Consider the following 21,049-nt stretch of genomic DNA (forward strand, 5'->3'; position numbering starts at 1 on the left):
GGCGAGTAGTAGGCCTGATTGCCGCCGTGTCGGATCACCGCGCCGGTATTGCGGAAGAAGCGATCGGCGCTCTCGATGCGCTCGACGGGATCCCGCACCTTTGGCGGCGGGGCATAATAGGTGTCGGGCAAACCATCGATCTGCTCGATATTGAACACCGAATATGCCTTCAGGAACGGGATTTCCCGATCGACATCATTGCCGTTTCCGTCGGCCACCGACTTGGTGAAGCGGCTGGCGAAGACGACCGTCGAGCCCGTTTCGCCTTTCCGCACGGACCCGCCCAGTTCCAAGGCCTGCTTGAAGGTCATCCACATTGAGGAAGAGAACCCACGAGACATCTGCTCCGACCACAGGAGCAGCACGTTCATCCCCGAATAGGGGAGGCCGTTGTGTCGCACCGGTCGGGTGATCCGCCCATTGGTATTGCTGGCGTTCCATGGCTTCATCCAGGGACGCACGCCCTGCTCCAGATCCTCGACGATCCGATCTGTGATCCGCGTGTAGATGTCGATCCGCTCAGATTCCGCTTTCTTCGTCATGACGTCTTCTCCTTTTCTCAGCACCGCGCCTATCGCGGTCCGTCACGGAGGTCCGAAGTCAGGGGCCGAGGTCGAGGCCATGCACCGGAACGGCCGCAACAGCGTGAAGGACGGCGGAGCCGTTGCATGGGCGCTCGGCTCCTGCAGGACCGCCGAGCGGGACGGGCCGCGATAGGCACGTCTTCAGCCTTCATTTTCGAAACAAGAAAAGGCCGGCGCTGCAGGCGCTGGCCTCGGGGGAAAAGAATGAAGGCGGGGCGTTGCCCCGCCGATGGTGTCATCCGAGAGCGGCCATCTGAGCTTCGGCCGCCTTGCGGTCGAGCGATGCGCCGGGGTTCTCGACCGGGCGGTCGAAGGGCTTCCAGCTCTCACCGACAACCTGTTCGTAAGCCGCAACCGCCCCTTCGGCCGCCATGCGCAGCGCGTGGGACTGGACACCCATGTCGGCGGCGAACTCCCGCTTGCGCTGGGCGGCGCTGTCATAGCCGACCGGACCGTCGAGATCCTCGTCGCGGGCATCATTGGATGCCTTGGCGGTTGCGTCGCGCGCCTCAGTGACGGCGCGGGAGTAGAACTGTCCGGCGCCATGCGCCGATCCGACGAAGGCCCCGACGATCCGTTGCAGATGGATCTGCATGGCCTTTTCGCCCAGGCCTTCGGAGAGACTTTCGGCGGTCTCGACGATCAGCCGCTCATGCAGGCTGCGGATGCCATCGCTATCGACGATGGCCGTGCCGAAGCTTTCGGCGATCTTGTGCGCCTGCGTGGCGTCGGGGCAGGAGAGGCGGACCATTTCGAGGGTGGTGCCGCGGCGGGATTGCGACACCTTAGAATTGGAGCGGTTGGGGGTTGAGGGCTTGGCCATGTCTGTTCCTTCCGTGGCTTCCGAAGCGGTTCCGGCCCCGTGCCGGTCTGCCCTTCGATGCGGACGACCAGAACCGGCAAAGGACGGGCGGCTTCACAGGTCCGATCCGGCTGAACCAGCAGGACAGGTTTGCGGGCCAGCAGGTCTTGACCTGAGCAGACCGCGGGCCTGCCCTCGCGCAGAGAGGCTGGATCGGCCGCCCTGCGGCGCGCAAGCGGCCTTGAAACAAACGGCCGCCGGTTCAGACCGCAGCGAAAAGAAGGGCAGTCCGGCACGGGGTCGACATCAGGAGCAAGCCGTAATGGGACGACATCGCCAAGTTCGCCACACTGGCAGACATCATTGCCGCAGGGTAGTTTGACACCCGCCTGCCTCCACACTGCGTCCGGACCGACCGTCCTGGTGACTATTGTGCAAGCGGGTGATCGCAATGCTCGAGTTCATCGATGACTTGCTCTTGTGCCGCCAGCCTGCGATCAAGTCCGTTGAGTTCGCCCCACCTTTCGAAGACTAGCCGCTCGATAAGCTCCCGATGGTAGTGCCGTGGACCGCTTCGGCGACGCGCCCGGCTCCGCACCTTCACTGTTATCGCCTGCCGTCCAGCGCGCGCCGCAATCTGCCGGCTTAGACAATCGAGATGCCGCTGGGACTCGCGCCGTGCACTGACTGCGTTAGCCAGGGGCCCCAAAACCAGGGTGTTGATCATGACCCGCTCCCTCGGCCTCGCCAGCCAATGAACGAGGATGGCCCATGATACTCAACATGACGAGCGGGATCGATGACGAAGCCAAACCGGCCGCGAACGGCATACTCGTCGCTTGGCACCAGAAAGCGGCGCTCATCGCCAGATCGTCGGTCGCCGCCGACGACCGCCACGACCTCGGTCATACCTGCATGATGATTGGAGAAGATCGCGGAAGTGACGACGAAGTTGGCCGCATGGCGCGCATCGAACGCCCGGCGATCCTTCGCCCAGCTTTCACCTTCGGCCAGCACGCAGCGATGGATCGCCTCCCAAGCGTCCGGCCAGGTATTGCGGATGGTCTTTTCGGACAAGGAGCGCTCGTAGCCGGTGAACAGCTCCGGAAAGCTGATCGCCACGATTGCCCACTCACAATCTTCCTCATACCAGGGCGTCTCCTTCCGCATCAGTGGATGAACCCTTGCATTACGATCCGCTGAAAGATGAAAACCACCGTGGCCGGCCGTCATATGGGCGACGACGCCCTCGGCATAGATGACAGCCATCTGCGATCCGCCCCAGGGCGTACTGGCCGACATCCGGGTCAGTACGCGGTTTAGCTTGGCCAGATCGCGTTTATGCGCCGCGGTCTCGGCGACGCGCGCCCGGAATTCGGCTTCGTCAGCCATTCGGCCGTCATGCCCGATGAAGTCGGCGCGCGTCAGATCTGCCAGCGGCCGACGAACGGCGACGGCGCTCGCAAGGAACGCGAAGCCGCTGGGTGATGTGACCATGGCAAGGACCAGGTCGTCGACGCGGGCGACGGGCAAGCCGTCCGCACTGGTGGCAAACTCCACCCCCGAAACATCGGGGGTGGGCGCTTTCATGTGCGAGTGGAGGACGGCGGTCATGCTGCAGCCCTCTGATCGAAGTCCTCGTTCTGCTCATCGTGGTCCGGAAAATTTGCATCCTGCGGCTCGCCATCTACCACATCGTCGGTTTCTTGTTCTGGCTGATCGCCCGATGGATCATCGAGATCGCTGTCCCCGTGATTTTGCGACCCGGCGCCGATAGCATCCGTGGCAGCGCTTGCCCGGATCCATCCGAGCAGTTCGTCCGCCGGTGGAGCGAAGCGGCCCGACGGATGGACGAAGTGTTCGGTCGCGAAATGCTCCACGAGCGCTGCACGGGTTTCACGAACTTTCTGCCGCGGCTGGACCGACGCCTCAGTGCAAGACGCTTCCAGCGCCTGGCGAGACAGGCACAAGAGGAAGTCCTCCGAGCCCATGTTCGGCAGAAATTCGTCGGCGCCGATTGCATCGCCAGCGATGCGCGAGATCATGCCACTGTTCGACATGCCGCGGCGGCACGAAAGAACGTCGATCAGCACGGAGCGGACGGCGACCCGGAGCTGATCCTGATCGAAGGCGAGCTTGCCATGCTCGTCGAAGAGGCCGACGGCATGGCGCGAGAAACGCTTGCCGCCGTAGAACGTGCCGTCCGCACCGGAATCAACGCGAACATTCTGGCCTGCGAATGCCAGCACCATCAGCGCCATCAGCATGTCGTCCTCGATCGGCGCGCGGCCGAGCGCGTCGTGCAGGGCGTCGGTACGGAAATCACCGATCATGTCATGGCCCTTCTGGGTGACGTCGGGCCGGGCCTTCGGCGTGCCGATCGTATCGGCGTCATCGCCGCCAGTGACCGATCCGTGACCAGCAATCCCCTTGGACTTTTCCGCCTCCGGCATCCGGTAATGCACCGTCTGCACCTTACCGTCGCGATCGAGATAGATGGCCGTGTGGTCGGACTTTGACGGCTTGCCGTAAATCTGGCTCGCCTTCTTCGGCAATTCCGGCTGGCCCCAGCTGTTGACCTCGACGATCCCGCCACGCTTCGGCAAATTGCTGGTCATCCATTCGTGCTGGGCGCCGAGAAAGCCCTCGACATTGGTGGTATAGCGCCCATCCTGATCGGCCGGTGCGAAGAGATCCTCGACCCATTCGACGCCATAGGCCTGAGCCAGATCGTCGCCAAAGCTCGCGTCCCTGGCATACATGCGCTTTTTCGTCAGCGCATTGGCGATCTGCCACCAGGGCGCCGTATCACCCTTCTTAGGTTTATTTGCCTTCCAGACCTCTTTCTGGTCGATCTGGCCGGCGGCCGCGATCACACGCAGTTGCTGTTCGTTTGGTATATCGCCCAGCGCCATCTGCTCGAGCATGGCCGGCAAGACATTGGCGAGGAGGCGCAGCTTGCGGATCTGGCGAACGGGAAGGGCGAGGGCGACAGCAATCGCTTCCTCGGTCCAGCCGAGAGCAACGAGCCTCTCGATGCCGCGCCACTGATCGACCGGATTGAGTGCCTCGCGGACCGAGTTCTCGACCATCGAGCGCATCGCGCCGTTGTCGTTGGCCGCATCCACGACAAGGATGTCGATTTCTTCCAGGCCGGCGGCGATAGCAAGCCGGACCCGGCGATGGCCGGCATCGATTATGTAACCGTTTCCGCCATCCGTTTCGGGTGCAACCACCGGCGGCTGGACGATGCCGACGGCCTTGATCGTCGCCAGCATCAGCGCATCGGCCTGTGGTGACGACTTCGACTGGCGCATCCGGTCGGGATTTTCCTTCAGCGCGCGGGGGTCAACCTTCATGATCTGCATGGTGTCATTCCTTGTCTAGAGAGTTGCGGACCGGCGCCCTGCCAGCCCTTCCTGTCTTCATTTTTCTCGAAGACATCTCCCGGACCGCGGATCGGCCGGACTGACGCAACTGCAACCGAGCATCCCAGCTGCGAAGAACAAGCGGGGCTAACAGCCCTGCGAAGGACGAGTGGCCGGGATGGCGCAGGTCGCGGTTGAGCGATAGCGTCGGCAGGAGGACCGATCAGCGATCGGTTCATTTCTCCTCCTTCTCTTTCTTTTCTCTTTTGAAAACCCGGCGCGCGCTGCGGCCAGAACGGCAGGTGAACTCCTTGGCTGGAAACAGAAACGCAAAAAGGGCGCTCGACCCGTGAGGGGAGCGCCCTTTTGCTGATCCCGGACGACATCGAAAGCCACCGCAATAGCGTCGGCAGGACATCATCTGAACGGGAAGTGATGCTCAGATATGGATGAGGTCGAGAAATTACAAGTCTCGACCTCTTCATTGCAGCGACGGGACTGGAACCCGGCCGCTGGTCCAGGCTGGGCTTGCGTTCTCATGCAGCAATCAATTCTGCATCGGCGATAGCGGAGGTCGCCAGTTGCTCCTCGACGTCGCGAAGTTGCTTCCTTTTGGCGCTGAGCTCATCGCCAAACTGGAATGCACCGCCGATGCGCGACTGATAGGAACCCAGACGGCGCTCGGCCTCTTCGAGACGCCAACGATACTGACGCAGCTTCTCTTCGAAGCCGTCTAGCCCATGCTCAAGTCGCGAGATGGCACCGAGCGGTGTGACCGTGATCGCCAGATCGATCTCATAGTCAGCGCCGGTACGCTGGAGCAGTGTCTCGTAGCGATAGCCATCTCCCTTTCCGAAGCGCTCGCCCTCATAGACCAGATCGAAACCGCCGATCGTCGCCAGATGAACCTCACCTTCCTGCTGAAGCTGTAGAAGCGTAAGGATCTCCTTCATCAGCGCGCGCCCTGCCTCCTTGCGCTCGGTATAGTTCTGACCGAGCACCGTCATCGTAAAGGCATCGCCATTGGTCGGCCGGAGGCGTGCAACGTCTTGACCGATCTCGTCGATCCGCCGGGTCGAGACCTCGATCTCGCGCTCGGCATCGCGCATCTGCCGGCGCACGGCGTATTGATCATCCTCGTGGGCGGCGCGCAGACGTTCAAGCCGCGCGATATCGGCCTCAAGTCCAGCTTTCTGCATCAAGCGCTCGTCGCCAGACGCAATGGCCTTCGCCATAGCGAACTGGTTGGCCGCACCTTCACCGACATCCTCCAGCCGCCGGATCGAGGTGTCGCCGGACAAGGCGGCCGTGATGAACCGGGCCTTGCGCTCGTTGTTCTGCCACATCGAGGCGTCGAGCGAGCCCTCGGTGGCATAGGCGAAGATATCGACCTCTTCATGCTGGTTGCCCTGTCGAACGATCCGACCTTCGCGCTGCTCGATCTGCGACGGCAGCCACGGCACATCGAGATGGTGGAGGGCTTTGAGCCGAAGCTGGGCATTGACGCCGGTGCCCATCGTCTCGGAGGAGCCGATCAAGAAGCGGACTTTTCCAGCTCGGACATCGCCGAACAGCCGCTGCTTGGCCTCGGTCTTCTTATAGTCTTGCATAAACGCGATCTGCGCGGCGGGTACGCCGAGCCGGATAAGTTCGTCGCGGATGAAGCGATAGGCCGAGAAGCCGCGGGACTTTTCGACATTGATCGTGCCCAAATCGGAAAAGATCATCTGCGCGGCGCCCGGCAGATCGAAGTCCTTGCCGTCGGGGCGGCGATAGATTGCCTCGCCGGTTTCCTTCCAAATCCGGTGAGCATTGCGGACCAGAAGATTGAGCTTGTTGTTCTCTTCGTTGTCTGCGGCCGGCATGACGAAACGCAGGTCGATCGCTGCATGGCGGCCATCAGTGATGACCGACAGGAGAATGTCGTCGCCGGGCTTGGCCGGTCCCTCGCGCTGTTCGATCGCCTTGATCCTGCTGTCGAGCATTTGCTGGTAGGTCTTGAACAGTGTTGTCGGCTTGGCCGTCAGGATCTGCCGGCGCCCAGTCGACAGGTCCGGAACCTTCACATACTGCCTCAGATCATCCGGCATGACGACGTCGGCGAAAGACCGGAACATGGCGATCAGCTCTGGCACGTTGACGAAGGAGGCGAAGCGACTGATTGGCTTATATTTGCCAGACGGCTGGATTTCGAGCTCTGTCGTCGTATCGCCGAAGCAGGATGCCCAGGCATCGAACTCATGCAGCCCGCGCTCGGCAAGTGCCTCATGGCCGAGCAGACGCTGGATAGAGAACATCTCGCCGAGTGTGTTGGTGATCGGTGTGCCGGAAGCGAGGACCAGCGCCCTGCCGGGATTGCGTGTCTCGATATAGCGGGATTTGACATAGAGATCCCATGCACGCTGCGAACCGTTCGGATCGATGCCCTTCAGCGTCGACATGTTGGTGGCGAAGGAAAGCTTTCGGAACTCCTGTGCCTCGTCGACGACGATCTGGTCGACGCCAATTTCGGAGATGGTCAGTAGATTGTCCTTGCGGGTGGCGAGACCTTCGAGCCGCTCCTGCAATCCCTCCTTCAATCGCTCGAGGCGCTTGCGCGAGACGCGGTCCTCGCTGTCGACCTTGGTCAGCAGATCCTCGTAAAGCTGCAGCTCGTCCTGGACCATCTCCTGTTCGAAAGCCGAGGGCACGGCGATGAAGCGGAAGGCCGAATGCGTGATAATGATCGCATCCCAGGTCGCCGTCGCGGCGCGCGACAGGAACCGTGCCCGCTTGTCCTTGGTGAAATTTGTCTCGTCGGCGACGAGAATGCGGGCATTCGGGTAAAGCGCGAGGAATTCGCGGGCGGCCTGCGCCAGGCAATGGCCGGGGACGACAAGTATCGCCTTGGCGATCAGGCCGAGCCGGCGCTGTTCCATGATGGCGGCAGCCATTGTCATCGTCTTGCCGGCGCCGACGGCGTGGGCGAGATAGGTGGAGCCATCGGCGACGATCCGCCATATGCCGCGTTTCTGGTGTCCATAAAGAACAAAGGCGCCAGAGGCGCCGGGAAGTTTGAGATGGGATCCGTCGAATTTGCGCGGCGCGATGTTGTTGAAGCGGTCGTTGTAGTCGCGGGCCAGCCGATCGGTGCGATCGGGATCGGTCCAGACCCACTCCTGAAAAGCCTGCTTGATCCTCTGCAGCTTGTCGCGCGCGGCCTCGGTATCGACGACGTTGAGGACCCGGCGCTCGCCATCGACGTCCTTGATCACGTCGAAGATCTGAGGAACACGGCTGTTCAAGGCATCGGCGAGGAGATCGCCGGCATGCCGGCGGCTGGTGCCCCATTCTGATGTACCGGCGGCGCTGTAGCCGAGTTGGCGAGCTTCGACGGTCCACGACCCGAGCTCCGGCATATGGTGGATGCGGATGTCGGCTTCCATCTTTTCTTTGACGAAGGCAACGACATCGGCGGCTGGGATCCATGGCGCACCGAGACGAGCCGTGATGTCGGAGGGTCGCAGGTCGGCCGGCTGCACATCCTGGAGCGCGCGGACATTACGCTCATAGGCTGGGTCGAGCTCGGCGGCAGCCTGCGCTGCGGCGAGCTTGGTGCGGACGGCTCCGGAGAGGTATCCATCGGCTGTCTTCCAGGACCCGTCAGCGGGATCGCGGAACACGGCGTCACCCAGCTCGTCGATCACAGTTGCGGGATCGGCGTGCGATAGCTCGGCGATATGGTCGATATCGACATGGCCGCGTTCATTCAGCACGACCGCAAGCGAATCTGCAGGGGAGGTGATCGTCGGCGCAGACGGCGGCGCGATCACCCGTTCGGAAAAAATCGGGCCGGGCTTCGCCGTGTCGGTCTCCAGATCGTAATCCTCGATCGAGGCGACCAGCCAGCAATCCGGATCGTCGCGGAATGGTGCCAGGTTCGGCTGACGGTGGGTCTCCTTGACCTCTCCGGTCTCGGCATCCTCCTGGACGGAGACGACGGTGTGATTGATCGGCCCGAAATCACGCACAAAGCTCGACCAGGCGATGCGCAACCTCACCTGAAGATCGCGCCACGGACGATCGGTCTCCTGCGCCTTCAGCACCGCGCGCACCGCATCTCGGATCGGGATCAGCTTGCTGATAATACGTACATGCTTTTCCGAGATACCGTCGCCGGCGCGGCCCTTGCGGACCGTGACCGGCGCGGCCGCTCCGTCGAGCATCTGCATCAGGCCCTTGGAGCGGTCGAGAAAGAAGCTGCCCTCCCGAACAGGCCCACCCTTCGGCTGCAGGTCAACGATTTCGCCAAGCTCGTTTTCCAGGTCGATATCGATCGGCGTGGGCTCGCCGTCATAGAGACCGGCTGGCAAAAGATCGATGGCAGTGGCGAGTGCGGCTTCAAGATCCTCTCCGGCGCGGGGCCGGCACGTATAGGTCTCGCCGAACGGTCCCGAAGTTAGCGCGTGGGTACCGAGGACGAAGTCGGGGTGTCGGGCGAACCAGCGATTCATGCGGATCGCACCATCCTCGTCGGTAGCCGGCCTGACCTCATCGACATCGAGCCACAGCTGGTCTCCCTCTGGCTCACCGAGTTTGCGCTTGCGGAAGAAAAGGATGTCGACGACGACGTCCGTGCCGGCGTCACGGCGGAAGCTGCCCTCGGGCAGGCGGATCGCGGCGACCAGGTCGGCCGACTTGGCGATATGTTCCCGCGCCGTCGTATCCGCCTTGTCCATCGTGCCGTGCGAGGTCACGAAGGCGGCAAGCGCGCCGGGCTTCAATAGATCGATTGATCTCGCGATAAAGTAGTCGTGTAGGCGTAGACCGAGCGACCGATAGGTGCGGTCCGATCTGACAGTGCGATCGGAGAAGGGCGGGTTGCCGATGGCGAGATCGTAGATCGGCGCCAGATCGGTGCGCGCGAAGTCGCCGTTGATGATGCGAGCCTTCGGCTGAAGCAGGTCGACAATGCGGGCCGTGACCGGATCGAGCTCGATCCCGGTGACATAGGCAGCTTCGCGATATGGCTCCGGCATTAGGGCAGGAAAGAGGCCCGTGCCGATTCCCGGCTCCAGAACGCGGCCGCCGCGCCAACCGAGTCTCTCAATACCGGCCCAGATCGCCCGGATGATGAACTCGGGCGTGAAATGCGCATACTGGGTGCAGCGCGCCAGAGACGCATAGTCTACTTCTGAGACGGCCGTTTCGAGCGAGGAACCGAGATCGTCCCAGCCGTGCCGGAAGTCTACCTCGCCCGGCCGACGGAACATGCCATTGGCCAGCTCGCCGGCGCCGAAGCCGGTGAACCGGATCATCTGAGCCTGCTCTTTCGGCGTCGCCGGCCGGTCCTGCTTGGCAATGCCGTCGGCGACGAGGATTGCCGCGACATTCGCGCGGGCGCGATCCTTCCAGGAGACGCCAAGCCCGCGATCGCCGCTGAGATAGAAATTTGCCCGAAGCCGTGCGCGCCGGGCAGGGATGGCGCTGGTCGGCAGGGCGGGTGCCGGCGCTGGCGGCATGGGATCTGGATCGTCGTCATTAGCGGCTTCGGGCGAGAAGCCACCGAAGGCGGTAACGCCCAGACCGAGGCCCGACGAAAGTGCGCTCGAGCCGAACATATCGAAGGTAAAGGGATCATTACTCATGAAAAGCTCCTTTGGAAAGCGGGCGTGCGAAATCGTCCGGTGAGGGTTCGACCGGTTGCAGCGCTCGGATTGTGGGGATTGGTTCTGGCTTAGGCCGCCAGAACCGTGGGGAGGTAGCGCAGATGCACCGGCAGCTTGACCGCAATCTCGTCGTCGCTGAGCGTATCGAGCAGCTTCAAGAACGTCCCTTCCTTACCGCCATAAAGCATGACCGTGCGATGGCCCTGCACCGGCTTCGGCCAGCGGGGGCCGGCATAACCACGATAGTCGACCGCGGTCGTGCTCCAGATATGCTCGAGCCGTTCTTCGCGGCTCATCGCCCGGACAGGCCGGGTTTCGCGGTCGAGGATCGAGGAACGCATCGCCTCTACCGAATTCGGATCGGAGAGGTCGCAGTAGGTGTGGAAATAGCGGACGGCGTCATCGATCCGGATCGCGTAGAAGACCGAGGTCACGGAACCGGTCATGAACTCGCGCATCGCAAAGATCGGCCCCCGCATCCACAGCGGCGGCAGGATGTCGAGCATGTAGGAGTAGGAGGTCTCGTCGATCTCGAACCATTCGCCGGCATAGGTGGCAGACTGATCACCATCAAAACGATCTGGGCGCTCGGCGTGCCGGTCGAACATTCGGAACATGTCGGCGCGTTTAGCTACACCTTGAAACACTTTGCGGGGGAGGGATATCGAGGTCATCAGCTTGGTCCTTTCGGGGTTTGGGGACCGAAGGCAGCAATGTCGTTTCGACCTCACTATCCTCTTCAGTCCTTCATGACTCCTCCCGAGCGGCCGGCCTCGCGTCCGGCCGGGTCAAGGGCCGGCCCTGGCCGGGCGAAGCCTCCCTTGATGCGGCCGGCGCGCATGCGGCAGGCCTCATCTTTTTCTCCATTTTCCTTTCCCGTCTCTCCTTATCTCTGTTTTGCAGAACCTCGTTCCAATCGCCCGCCGCCGGGCGTAGCCGCTGCCAGTCGCAGCCCGACGCCTCAGCAAGCACACGCAATCGCTCTGCGTAGATGTCTCCTTGGGAATTGGCATCCGTCGCGGCCACCAGTGTCAGCTCCGGCCGTACAGCGAGTTCGCAAAGCGCGGCATCTGTCGCCGGTGACCACCCGCCGCCGGTGCTGAGATAGAGCGTTCCATCGCGGGAACCCTCGAGCGCTGCGAGGCTCATCGCGTCGATCGCGGCCTCGGTCACGCAAAGGCGGTTGGCGTCACTCGCACCCAACCGGAATAGGAGCTTCGAACCCCCTGTCGAAAATCCGCGCCATTCGAGTCCTCGTTCTTCCCAGCCAACGACCTGACTATGGCTATCGAGATGCGCTGCCCACATGCTGCCAAAAGGTCCTTCCCGAAGAAGGCCCTCCCGGATGGCCTGCCGGACAATGACAGACGGGATTGAGCGCTCCCAACACAGATAGCGCCAGGTACTGGTCCCGGGCGAAGGCGTGCGCCGGTTCCGCCAGCGTTCGACGATGTCTTCCACTGGCCCTGACGTCCGCTGGCATTTCCATTCCGGCCGGGAAAGTCGAAACCCGATCAGCGATGCGACGGCTTCCGCCGCGGGTGGGAAGGGGCTCCCTGCCAGAAACATTGCCAGAGCGAAAACATCGCCCTTTTCGTCGCCGAGCGGATCGAACCAGCCTCGTCCCTCATGCGTAACGATGATGATATTGCCGCCATCTCGGTATTTGAGGGCACGTCGCGTGCTTTCCTTGAGATCAAGTTGGTACCCGGCCCGCTCCAAGACCGCTTCGCAGCTAACCTTGGCGCGCAGCGCCTCTAATTCTTCTCTGTTCATTTCCTTCTCCAGCCGCGGAGCGGCTGTCCCTTCTTGTTTCCCGCATTTTGCGGGCCGCGTTCCACCCGCCGCGAAGAGCGAAGGGGGCAAGGGCGCTCCATGCAACTGACAAAAGTTGCAGCAATGTGCTGCGGCGAAGCTTCCCCTTGCGGCCGACAGGTCGCCAGCGGCAGCCACAGGCGGGTCTCAATGAGACCCGCGGGGGGAGATATTCGTGCTTATGCGGAGGTGACCATAAGTCACCACGGCTCATATTCGTGGACGATCTCCAGATCGTCTTCGTCATCGAGTTCGTCGGACGGAAGAACGCCGAACTCGTTGCCGGACTTGAAGAGAGTGATGGGAACCATCAGGTCGTTGCAAAGGTGGAAGGCGTGCGACTGTGCGAGGGAAAGATCGTGTGCCATGTTGAGGTGCTCCATCGGAAGCGGGCCAATTCCCGCTGATGGCTCCTCAAAGGAACAGGGCCGGTCGCGATCACCGCGAAGGCGAAGACGGAGCGGCGGCAGCTTGCTAGCCGACCCCTTGGGGGTTGATCGACGGAGATCCGGACTTGGTCCAGGACGCCATCACAGCAAGCGGGATTGGGTCGCTGTTGTTATGAGCAGAGATTGTGGGCGCGTTGGTTTTTCCAAGAGTTCGCCTCTCGATACACTTCCCTGTGGCCCGCGCTGTTTGGAAATGCGCGTCACTCAAAAATTTGGGTGTCCCCAGATCGACCTATGGCGAAACTTGAGCGACTGATTGCGTTTCCAAAATGCCCACGTCAGCACTTGGTAGCCGCTCAATCAATTTCGCGAATGTGCGAGGCGTAAATAAAACATCCGGAAGATCCACGCCAACGTCTCGGCTATTTCCGAAGTCAGCCAATCCTCCGTGGGCATGCCCAAAGAAGTGGTACGATCCCTTTTTGTGTCCCGGCCAGGTCCTCAATGGATAGTGGCACAGTACGAGGCGCCGGTCCCCAATCGCGACTGTTTCTATGATGTCGCGCGGCTCGTCGTCCCATGATAGTGCCGCTACCATCGGCTTTATGACCCCGGGTCGATCATAGTCGTGATTTCCGAGAACCAAACGCTTTCGCCCTTTAAGGCGGCGGAATATGTCGGCAATCCTGTCAGCGTCACTGGACACGGCAAAATCACCAAGGTGCCAAACAAGATCATTGTCGCTGACGACTGCGTTCCAGTTTTCTATGATTCGCTCATCCATCTCGATAACGTCGGTGAATCGTCTTTCACCCTTTGCCACCAGACTGGCGTGACCAAAGTGTGTGTCGGAAATGAAGAATGTCTTACTCAAGCTTGCAACCCATGAATTGAGGTATTTGGCGATACTGCCATCGTCTTAGAAAGTCACAGTGTTCGCCCGGAAATAGCCCGTCTGTCGTGATCAAACTGGCAATTATGTCGGCGGGTAATCGTGAAGAATTGCTATTTGATCACCTTGTTCAGGCGCAACATTTTGAACCGGTGACACGACCACAGCAAAGTGTCTCGGCTACTGGTTCTTCCGCAAGCCATCGATCGCGCGGTTTGCAGCTTGATGCCCGTGCGACCAGCTCAACATAAAACCGTCCGTTATCCAGGTAAGGTGTAGAGGCGCAATACAGAGCCATCGGGTCTACTCCGTCACTCACTTCAAATGTGAGCTTTGCAGTTTGCTCCAGCCGTACGTAATCGGCCACCTTGCGGATAATTGCCGAAAACTTTCCCGCCAGCATATGAGTCCTGTCATCCTCATCGATATCCCATAGCTGGATGAAGATCTCAGACCAAGCCTCCGGATTGGCGCCGCAGTCGAGGGCCGTAAACTGCCCGGCTTTGACTTCGGTGACATGATAGCCCGGCCGTATGGAATTGCCTCCATACGTGAAAATCAATTGTGCATCAGGCGCGACCGAGAGGACATCGAGGAGATGACCGAGAGAGATATCGTACGAATGTGTCTTGTCGTCTGCGTTCATGTAGGTTATCCCTATATCCAATAGTTCAAGGATTATTGAATAATGGAAGAACGTCAAGCCCTATTATCATTTGCCGCACTGTCCCAAGAAACCCGTCTCGCCATTGTCCGTGCGTTGGTTATAGCTGGGCCAGAGGGAATGGCTGCCGGCGCGATCGCGGAACGCATGGGCGTATCGGCGACGAACGTCTCGTTTCATTTAAAGGAACTGGAGCGGTCGGGATTAATTTCTCAGCGACGAGAATCCCGCTCGATCATCTACAGCGCCAGCTACGACGCTCTCGCCGATCTCGTCAAGTTCCTGATGGAAGACTGCTGCGCCGGACATCCGACAGTTAGGGAAAATGTCGAGCGTAGCGACGGGTGCTGCGTACCGGCCAATGAGGGTGACGTCGTTGCATAATTCGAAAGTTCCTGCGGGCATCGTATCGGCTCTCGGCCTGACGCAGATTATCGGCTACGGCACGCTTTATTACAGCTTTAGCATCCTCGCACCCGACATGGCGAAAGACCTCGGCCTGTCGCTGGCCGAAGTGTTCGGGGTGTTCTCGGCATCTCTGTTCATCGGCGGACTATCAGCCACCTATATCGGCAAACAGATGGATCGGGTCGGCGCAGCGACGATCATGACTATCGGCTCCGTGCTAGCGGCCCTGACGCTCGCGATTTGCGCTTGGTCGCCTTCGGTCGCCGTCTTCGCAGTGGCGATCATCTTGCTCGAAGTCTCCTCCGGAATGGTGCAGTATCAGGCGGCTTTTGCGGCATTGGTCGAGAGCGATCCCAAAACGGCCTCGCGAAGCATCACCTACCTGACGCTGATCGGCGGCTTCGCATCAACGATCTTCTGGCCGATCTCGGCCGCGCTTTCCGGATGGCTGTCCTGGCGCGAAATCTATCTCGTCTTTGCAGGAATGAACCTGTTTCTTTGTATGCCACTTCACTTCTGGATCATGCGCGTCGGCAAATCTGCATCTAATGGCGATCCATCGGTGCGTAAGCGTGAGACGGTGATCGGGGCAATCCCTCCTCACGCCAGACAACGCGGTATGATCCTTGTGTCATCTGCATTCGCGCTTCTCGGCTTTTCGCTTGCGGCGATCCTCGCCCACATGGTGCCGATGCTTGGGTCACTGGGACTCGGCGCGGCTGCCGTCGTTATTGGCTCTATCTTTGGCCCGGCCCAGGTGTTGAGCCGTCTTATTAACATGGTCTTCGGGAAGAACCTGTCACCGCCTGGGCTTGCCGTCCTCTCGGCCTTGCTGATCGTCTTCGGTGTCCTGATCCTGCTTGTGACGGATAACTGGTTACCGGGTGCGGTCGCCTTCGCTATCTGCCTTGGGCTCGGCTCTGGTATCAACAGCATCGCGCAGGGCAGCCTGCCGCTTCATTTATTCGGATCGGATGGATATGGCGCAATCACCGGAAAGATGGCCGCCGCTCGGCTCGCAGTCGGTGCTGGCGCGCCATTCGTGTTTGCGGTTGCCATGGAGAATATTGGGTTGAGTTCGGCGCTTATCGCAAACGCCTTTCTGGGTGCCATCAGCGTCGCAGCGTTCGTTGCAGTCGCCGCATTGTCCCGGCCAGTTTCGGCAACTTCGCAGTCACCTCGTGGGCAGTGACTTTCGCAAATTTTGACGGCGGTCCTTCAGATAAATTATGGCAAGCCAAATCTGAGGCATTGACATTGAGATCATTATTTCTATATTTCAATTAATATTGAAATTATGGCATCCTAGACTGTCCCAAGGTTCTCAGATGCTGACACCGATCCAAAATTTGAACCTGAGCAACGACAAAGAAGCAATTCCGAGCAAGCATGCCTGTCCGATTTGACGGATGGCCAATAATCTCTAAAGCGATGTGAGTTCAACACGATGATCGAGCAACAAATCCTGGATGCGTTTAGCGCGTTGTCTCAGCAGACACGGCTTCGGGTTGTCCGGAGACTTGTGACTGCCGGACCGGTTGGTCTTGCAGCGGGTGCGATCGCCGACACGGTAAATGTTTCGCCCTCTAATATTTCGTTCCACCTCAAGGAACTAGAACATGCCGGGCTCATAGAAGCCCGACGCGAAGCGCGCTCAATCGTTTACCGCGCCAACTTCGACGTGCTTCGTCAGCTCGCTCGCTTCATGATGGAAAACTGTTGCGCAGGTGGAAAAATTGAGTGTTCACCACAGCCTAGCGCCGGCCAAGTTCAACAGTCGGCCGCAACAACAATACCAGTATCGTAAAATGGAGTTAGATATGGCCGACCTACCGGCAGCATCGATTGAATTTATTCGCCATCCCGACTTGGCAGCGCTTCGACCCACATTTTCAACGCACAAGCCACGCATCCTCATCCTGTACGGGTCGCTTCGGAAAATTTCTTTCAGCCGTCTTCTGGCCGAGGAATCCGGTCGTCTTCTCGAACACCTCGGATGTGAAGTTCGATTTTTCAACCCGGAAGGACTACCTTTGCCTGATGGCGCGCCGGAAACCGATCCGAAAGTTAAGGAACTGCGTGAGCTCTCGCTCTGGTCAGAAGGTCAGGTTTGGGTCAGCCCCGAGCGCCATGGGGCGATGTCCGGCATTTTGAAAGCCCAGATTGATTGGATTCCTTTGACGACCGGTTCCGTGCGTCCGACGCAGGGTAAAACACTTGCGGTCATGCAAGTGTCCGGCGGATCACAGTCGTTTAACGCCCTCAATCAAATGCGTGTTCTCGGTCGCTGGATGCGCATGATTACAATCCCAAATCAGTCGTCTGTCGCAAAAGCGTGGCAGGAATTCGATGAGAATGGTCGAATGAAGCCATCGGCCTATTACGACCGCGTCGTCGATGTTTGCGAGGAACTCGTCAAATTTACGCTGCTTACACGTGATGCATCTGACTATTTGACTGATCGCTACAGTGAAAGAAAAGAGGATGGTGCGAAGCTCGAACAACGAGTTAGCCTCAAATCCATTTAGCACTGTCACCGGCTGCATAGCGGCAGGTATAGAACTTGCGCAACGTCGACAATTGTCGTCGTTGCGCCACTTTCAGAAAGCGCTTCCCCCTGTGCCATCGTGCGGGTTGCACTGATTGATCAGCAAGAGTCCATGGTGCTGCAGTTAGCATTTAAGCGTATTCAGCTAGGAGCAGCTCCTGTGATTCATTGCGACGCCGGTATTTCGGACTGGCGCACCATGACACCTCGAGCCCGACAGATCTTTGACGGCTACCTACTGGCATTGCCTTCTTGTGAACGCCCAACTCTGAGCAGCCGTCTGCAATGGATCCCAAGGGCTGCTGAAAGGAGGCGAATAGCTGAGGTCGATGTCGTTTAGCTGCTCAACGCTTAAACCTTGGAAGAGCGCTGCTGCAACAGTATCGATCCTCTTGGCTATTTCCGCCTTTCGATTTCCTAAAATCTGAGCGCCAAGCAATCGACCCGTCTGGCGGTCGCCGGTAATTCGAACTTGGAGTGTCACTGCACCTGGATAGTAAGCCTTGTGGTCGTCCGCCTCGGTTTGCACACTCAACGGATCAAAGCCTGCAGCATCGGCCTCGTGATCAAGTAGACCTGTTCGCGCGACGGCTAGGTCAAAAACCTTCAGACACTGCGTCCCAAGTATACCCACGAACTCACGCGCGCCGCCAACGGCATTCTCACCGGCGACGCGGCCTTGTTTATGAGCGATCGTTCCCAGCGAGATGTAGGTCGACTGCTTCAGAAGACGATGATATGTCTCAACGCAATCACCAGCAGCGAACACGTCGGGAAGGCTGGTTTCCATCCTATGCGTAACAGCGATGGCACCCTGCGTTCCCAGATGTGCGCCGGCTCGCTGTGCCAAGTCGCTAGCCGGTCGCACACCGACAGCAGCAATCACCATATCCGCAACGTGGTGATTTGCCTGTGAGTCTATCACTGTCAAGCGCGATGTCGAATCCGGCCCGGAGTATGGCTCGATGCTCAAAGCGCTTATGCCTGTCAACAAGCGCACACCATGTTGCTGCAACTCTTCGCCAACGGAATTGCCCAAGATCGAATCGATGGTCGGCAAAACAGTTTCCGGACGGCAAAGAAGAGTCACAGCAATACCTCGCTTTGTGAGCGCCTCGGCCATCTCAAGTCCGATGTAACCTGCCCCGATAATCACTGCGTTTCGCGGTCGCGCTTCTGTGATGTGGCTCTGGATCGCAAAGCTGTCTTCCATCGTATGAAGGAGAAACACGCCATCAAGGTTACATCCCGGCAAATCTGGACGGATCGGTATTGCTCCCGTCGCTATGATTAATCGATCATAGCGAATCGATTGATCAGTTCCCGCATGCTCAACCAGAACTGATTTATTTCGCACGTCGATTGAGAGTGCTCTATGCTGACGCAAAATTCTTATTCCCGGAAACTCTGTCCGATGAGCAAGTTTGCGCCAATCTGGCGTTTCGCCACTGAGATAGTAAGGTAAACCGCAGATGCTGAAGTTAGGATAGTCGTCCGCCAGCAAGAGCGTGATTTGCGTATCGGGCTCAAGCTCTTGGGCACGTAACGCGGCGCTTATACCGGCATCGCTGCCGCCAATGATGAGCAAATGCATCGCGTACCTCCACCATAATCGCTACATAATCGCTGTACCGCGTGTCTTCACGTACGTCATCAACTAAGGACCCGCGTGGCTGGATCTCTTCCCAGAGCACCCGACTGACATATGAGCCACAATAATGGTCGTGAAAAAGCTATCACGGCGGTAGGCTCCTGTCGGGTCAACCGAAACAACCGTGCATGCCCAGAACATCATCGCAACGACTCAACCAGCCGAGGGATCATATCTCGCGCCGTCCTTCCCGCGCCGAGCAGCGTGGCAGACGCTGCTCCAGTCCAGTTTCCATAACCGGCAAGCCAAAGGCGAGGCTGTTTCAGCGATCGCCCATCCTTGACCTCAACCTGACCGTCTGGCGTAACGACATCTAAATCACGCAGGTGATCCAGCGCTGCACGAAACCCGGTGCACCAGATGACAGCATCAAGATCGCTGCTTGTTCCGTCCTGCCATGTGACGCCTTGCTCATGAAAACGCGAGAACGGCCGCACAGACGCGAGTGCAGCACGGTCTCTTGCGTCTTTGACAGGTGGCACCATGACGATGTCGCCAAGGCCGCCAGTTGGAGATCCATCGTCCTTTCCAAGGGCACGAGCGGTCGCGCGTTGAAACAGCACGTGCCCATCGACATCGTCCGGCAAAAAGATTGGAGGCTGAGGCGTCACCCAGATGGTTTTAGCGACCATCGACACCTCTGCCAGAATCTGGGCACCGGAATTTCCGCCACCAACAATGACAACGCGCTGGCCCGCAAATTCGTCAGCAGAAACATAATTAGCAGAATGGATTTGCTGGCCTTTGAAATCGGCGGCGCCGGGATACGCCGGTATATAAGGGTGACGCCATGTACCCGTCGTGCTCAAAACCGCTCGTGCTTGCCACCGTCCTTTATCTGCGATCACTTCCAAAGTCCCATCAACGCTTCTGACCGACGTGACCACCATGGGGCGCTCTATAGGAAACTTATATCGCTCCTCGTAGCGCGTCAGATAATCGATCACCTCACTCTTCGCCGGATAGCTAGCTTTGGTTCCCGCTGGCATCATCCAGCCGGGCAGCGAACTGAACGATGCCGGTGAAAAGAGATGCAGCGAATTCCATCCATGTCTCCATGCGCCACCCGGCCCAGCCTCTGCATCGAGCATCACGAAACTGAGGCCGGCGCGACGCAGGTAGTAGGCTGACGCCAGGCCTGCTTGCCCGGCGCCAATCACAACGACATCAAAAGTTTCGGAAGACATTGCTGTCCCTCCCCGTTTTTATTCCGCGGGGCTGCCTGCAGACCTGACAAAGTACTTTCGACCCATCCAAAGCGCCATTTGCACCAGAAGGATCAGAACCGGAACTTCCACGAGAGGACCGATCACCGCAGCAAAGGCAACCGGAGAGGCCAGACCGAATGCTGCGATGGCAACGGCGATCGCGAGCTCGAAATTGTTGCCTGCGGCTGTGAAGGCACCGGCAGTCGTGCGCGGGTAGTTGGTACCGACCGACTTCGCCATCCAAAAACTGACCAGAAACATCACGATAAAGTAAATTGTCAGCGGGATCGCAATCATGACCACGTCGCCAGGCAGTTTGACCACATCGCCGCCCTTGAGGCTGAACATCGCGACAATGGTAAACAGGAGTGCCGCCAGCGTGATCGGGCTGATTTTGGGCAGGAAGACGTTCTCGTACCAGTCGCGACCTTTGCTTGCGGTCAAGATACGACGGGACAGATAGCCCGCGAGGAACGGGATACCGAGATAAATCAGCACGGCCTCCGCGATCGTCCAGAACGAAACGTCGATAACGCTACCTTCAAGGCCGAAGAGAGGCGGGAGGAAGGTAAGGAAGAACCAGGCGTAAACGCTGAAAAACAGAATCTGGAAAATCGAATTGAAGGCGACGAGCCCCGCAACATACTGGTTGTCACCCTTGGCAAGCTGGTTCCAGACCAGCACCATGGCGATGCAGCGCGCAAGACCGATCAGGATCAGACCTGTCATGTATTCGGGATAATCCCGTAGAAAAATCACCGCCAACGCAAACATCAGGACCGGACCGATGATCCAGTTCTGTAGCAGGGAAATACCCAGAACACGCTTGTCGGCAAAGACCTGCGGCAACTCGTCAAAGCGCACCTTTGCCAGAGGTGGATACATCATCAGGATGAGGCCGATGGCAATCGGAATGTTGGTCGTTCCGACGGATAGGCTGTCGAGCGCGGCTGGCAGGCCGGTGAAAACTGTGCCGAGAAGCACGCCGAGTGCCATGGCTGCGAAAATCCAGACCGTCAGGTAGCGATCGAGGAAAGAAAGGCGAAGTGTTGGTTCCTTGGGACGCATTGGC

16 protein-coding genes and 1 pseudogene are annotated in these 21,049 nt (G+C 59.3%); 4 read left to right on the plus strand and 13 right to left on the minus strand.

Features of this window, described 5'->3' with window-relative positions:
* From ACQZ5Y_RS24570 to ACQZ5Y_RS24615, 10 genes and pseudogenes are all read right to left on the minus strand, one after another.
* Window positions 1-542 (minus strand): annotated as a pseudogene (locus ACQZ5Y_RS24570) (ArdC family protein); the annotation flags it as partial.
* Window positions 543-819: 277 nt separating this feature from the next.
* The gene (locus tag ACQZ5Y_RS24575; RefSeq protein WP_174060348.1) at window positions 820-1,407 is read right to left on the minus strand and encodes a hypothetical protein; all 588 of its coding nucleotides are present in this window, start codon (window positions 1,405-1,407) and stop codon (window positions 820-822) included.
* Window positions 1,408-2,109: 702 nt separating this feature from the next.
* A complete protein-coding gene (locus ACQZ5Y_RS24580; RefSeq protein WP_174060349.1) occupies window positions 2,110-3,000 on the minus strand; it encodes a DUF7007 domain-containing protein in 891 nt (296 codons plus the stop codon).
* On the minus strand, window positions 2,997-4,754 hold the full coding sequence (locus ACQZ5Y_RS24585; protein WP_174060350.1) for a ParB N-terminal domain-containing protein: 1,758 nt from the start codon (window positions 4,752-4,754) through the stop codon (window positions 2,997-2,999). Before ACQZ5Y_RS24585 ends, ACQZ5Y_RS24580 begins: the two co-directional genes overlap by 4 nt.
* A 536-nt stretch (window positions 4,755-5,290) precedes the next feature.
* Window positions 5,291-10,381, minus strand: coding sequence for a DEAD/DEAH box helicase family protein (locus tag ACQZ5Y_RS24590; RefSeq protein ID WP_174060351.1), 5,091 nt, complete (start codon window positions 10,379-10,381; stop codon window positions 5,291-5,293).
* 89 nt (window positions 10,382-10,470) lie between these two features.
* Entirely contained in the window at window positions 10,471-11,076 is a 606-nt protein-coding gene (locus tag ACQZ5Y_RS24595) for a DUF1419 domain-containing protein (RefSeq protein WP_174060352.1), read from the minus strand.
* Between the two features lie 73 nt (window positions 11,077-11,149).
* Window positions 11,150-12,178 carry a DUF3991 and toprim domain-containing protein gene (locus tag ACQZ5Y_RS24600; RefSeq protein WP_174060353.1) on the minus strand — a complete coding sequence of 343 codons (1,029 nt, stop codon included), beginning with the start codon at window positions 12,176-12,178 and terminating at the stop codon, window positions 11,150-11,152.
* A 239-nt stretch (window positions 12,179-12,417) separates the two neighbouring features.
* Window positions 12,418-12,585, minus strand: coding sequence for a hypothetical protein (locus ACQZ5Y_RS24605; RefSeq protein ID WP_167371606.1), 168 nt, complete (start codon window positions 12,583-12,585; stop codon window positions 12,418-12,420).
* Window positions 12,586-12,898: 313 nt separating this feature from the next.
* Window positions 12,899-13,480 (minus strand): metallophosphoesterase, encoded by a 582-nt coding sequence (locus ACQZ5Y_RS24610; protein WP_174060354.1) that lies wholly within the window; start codon window positions 13,478-13,480, stop codon window positions 12,899-12,901.
* A 148-nt stretch (window positions 13,481-13,628) separates the two neighbouring features.
* Window positions 13,629-14,144, minus strand: coding sequence for a DUF6428 family protein (locus tag ACQZ5Y_RS24615; RefSeq protein WP_174060355.1), 516 nt, complete (start codon window positions 14,142-14,144; stop codon window positions 13,629-13,631).
* Window positions 14,145-14,186: 42 nt separating this feature from the next.
* Between ACQZ5Y_RS24615 and ACQZ5Y_RS24620 the strand changes: the two genes are divergently transcribed.
* From ACQZ5Y_RS24620 to arsH, 4 genes are all read left to right on the plus strand, one after another.
* Window positions 14,187-14,546, plus strand: a complete 360-nt coding sequence (locus ACQZ5Y_RS24620) for an ArsR/SmtB family transcription factor (protein ID WP_174060356.1) — start codon at window positions 14,187-14,189, stop codon at window positions 14,544-14,546.
* Window positions 14,524-15,762 carry an arsenite efflux MFS transporter ArsK gene (gene arsK, locus ACQZ5Y_RS24625; RefSeq protein WP_174060357.1) on the plus strand — a complete coding sequence of 413 codons (1,239 nt, stop codon included), beginning with the start codon at window positions 14,524-14,526 and terminating at the stop codon, window positions 15,760-15,762. The genes ACQZ5Y_RS24620 and arsK overlap by 23 nt, the downstream gene beginning before the upstream one ends.
* Window positions 15,763-16,017: 255 nt before the next feature.
* Window positions 16,018-16,377, plus strand: a complete 360-nt coding sequence (locus tag ACQZ5Y_RS24630; RefSeq protein WP_174060358.1) for an ArsR/SmtB family transcription factor — start codon at window positions 16,018-16,020, stop codon at window positions 16,375-16,377.
* Window positions 16,378-16,390: 13 nt separating this feature from the next.
* Window positions 16,391-17,098, plus strand: coding sequence for an arsenical resistance protein ArsH (gene arsH, locus ACQZ5Y_RS24635; RefSeq protein ID WP_174060359.1), 708 nt, complete (start codon window positions 16,391-16,393; stop codon window positions 17,096-17,098).
* A 255-nt stretch (window positions 17,099-17,353) separates the two neighbouring features.
* Here the strand turns inward: arsH and ACQZ5Y_RS24640 are convergent, their stop codons facing one another.
* The 3 genes from ACQZ5Y_RS24640 to arsB form a co-directional block, all read right to left on the minus strand.
* Window positions 17,354-18,712, minus strand: coding sequence for an FAD-dependent oxidoreductase (locus ACQZ5Y_RS24640; protein WP_174060360.1), 1,359 nt, complete (start codon window positions 18,710-18,712; stop codon window positions 17,354-17,356).
* A gap of 197 nt (window positions 18,713-18,909) precedes the next feature.
* Entirely contained in the window at window positions 18,910-19,956 is a 1,047-nt protein-coding gene (locus ACQZ5Y_RS24645) for an ArsO family NAD(P)H-dependent flavin-containing monooxygenase (protein WP_174060361.1), read from the minus strand.
* An 18-nt stretch (window positions 19,957-19,974) separates the two neighbouring features.
* A complete protein-coding gene (gene arsB / locus ACQZ5Y_RS24650) occupies window positions 19,975-21,045 on the minus strand; it encodes an ACR3 family arsenite efflux transporter (RefSeq protein ID WP_174060362.1) in 1,071 nt (356 codons plus the stop codon).
* Window positions 21,046-21,049: the final 4 nt, after the last annotated feature.

The sequence above is a fragment of the Agrobacterium sp. A3-95 genome (assembly GCF_053521785.1).

Bases quoted from the DNA above. Each gene is read 5' to 3' on its own strand.
- ACQZ5Y_RS24575 (WP_174060348.1), bottom strand. From the start codon at position 1,407: ATGGCCAAGCCCTCAACCCCCAACCGCTCCAATTCTAAGGTGTCGCAA.
- ACQZ5Y_RS24580 (WP_174060349.1), bottom strand. From the start codon at position 3,000: ATGACCGCCGTCCTCCACTCGCACATGAAAGCGCCCACCCCCGATGTT.
- ACQZ5Y_RS24585 (WP_174060350.1), bottom strand. From the start codon at position 4,754: ATGCAGATCATGAAGGTTGACCCCCGCGCGCTGAAGGAAAATCCCGAC.
- ACQZ5Y_RS24590 (WP_174060351.1), bottom strand. From the start codon at position 10,381: ATGAGTAATGATCCCTTTACCTTCGATATGTTCGGCTCGAGCGCACTT.
- ACQZ5Y_RS24595 (WP_174060352.1), bottom strand. From the start codon at position 11,076: ATGACCTCGATATCCCTCCCCCGCAAAGTGTTTCAAGGTGTAGCTAAA.
- ACQZ5Y_RS24600 (WP_174060353.1), bottom strand. From the start codon at position 12,178: ATGAACAGAGAAGAATTAGAGGCGCTGCGCGCCAAGGTTAGCTGCGAA.
- ACQZ5Y_RS24605 (WP_167371606.1), bottom strand. From the start codon at position 12,585: ATGGCACACGATCTTTCCCTCGCACAGTCGCACGCCTTCCACCTTTGC.
- ACQZ5Y_RS24615 (WP_174060355.1), bottom strand. From the start codon at position 14,144: ATGAACGCAGACGACAAGACACATTCGTACGATATCTCTCTCGGTCAT.
- ACQZ5Y_RS24620 (WP_174060356.1), top strand. From the start codon at position 14,187: ATGGAAGAACGTCAAGCCCTATTATCATTTGCCGCACTGTCCCAAGAA.
- arsK (WP_174060357.1), top strand. From the start codon at position 14,524: ATGAGGGTGACGTCGTTGCATAATTCGAAAGTTCCTGCGGGCATCGTA.
- ACQZ5Y_RS24630 (WP_174060358.1), top strand. From the start codon at position 16,018: ATGATCGAGCAACAAATCCTGGATGCGTTTAGCGCGTTGTCTCAGCAG.
- arsH (WP_174060359.1), top strand. From the start codon at position 16,391: ATGGCCGACCTACCGGCAGCATCGATTGAATTTATTCGCCATCCCGAC.
- ACQZ5Y_RS24640 (WP_174060360.1), bottom strand. From the start codon at position 18,712: ATGCATTTGCTCATCATTGGCGGCAGCGATGCCGGTATAAGCGCCGCG.
- ACQZ5Y_RS24645 (WP_174060361.1), bottom strand. From the start codon at position 19,956: ATGTCTTCCGAAACTTTTGATGTCGTTGTGATTGGCGCCGGGCAAGCA.
- arsB (WP_174060362.1), bottom strand. From the start codon at position 21,045: ATGCGTCCCAAGGAACCAACACTTCGCCTTTCTTTCCTCGATCGCTAC.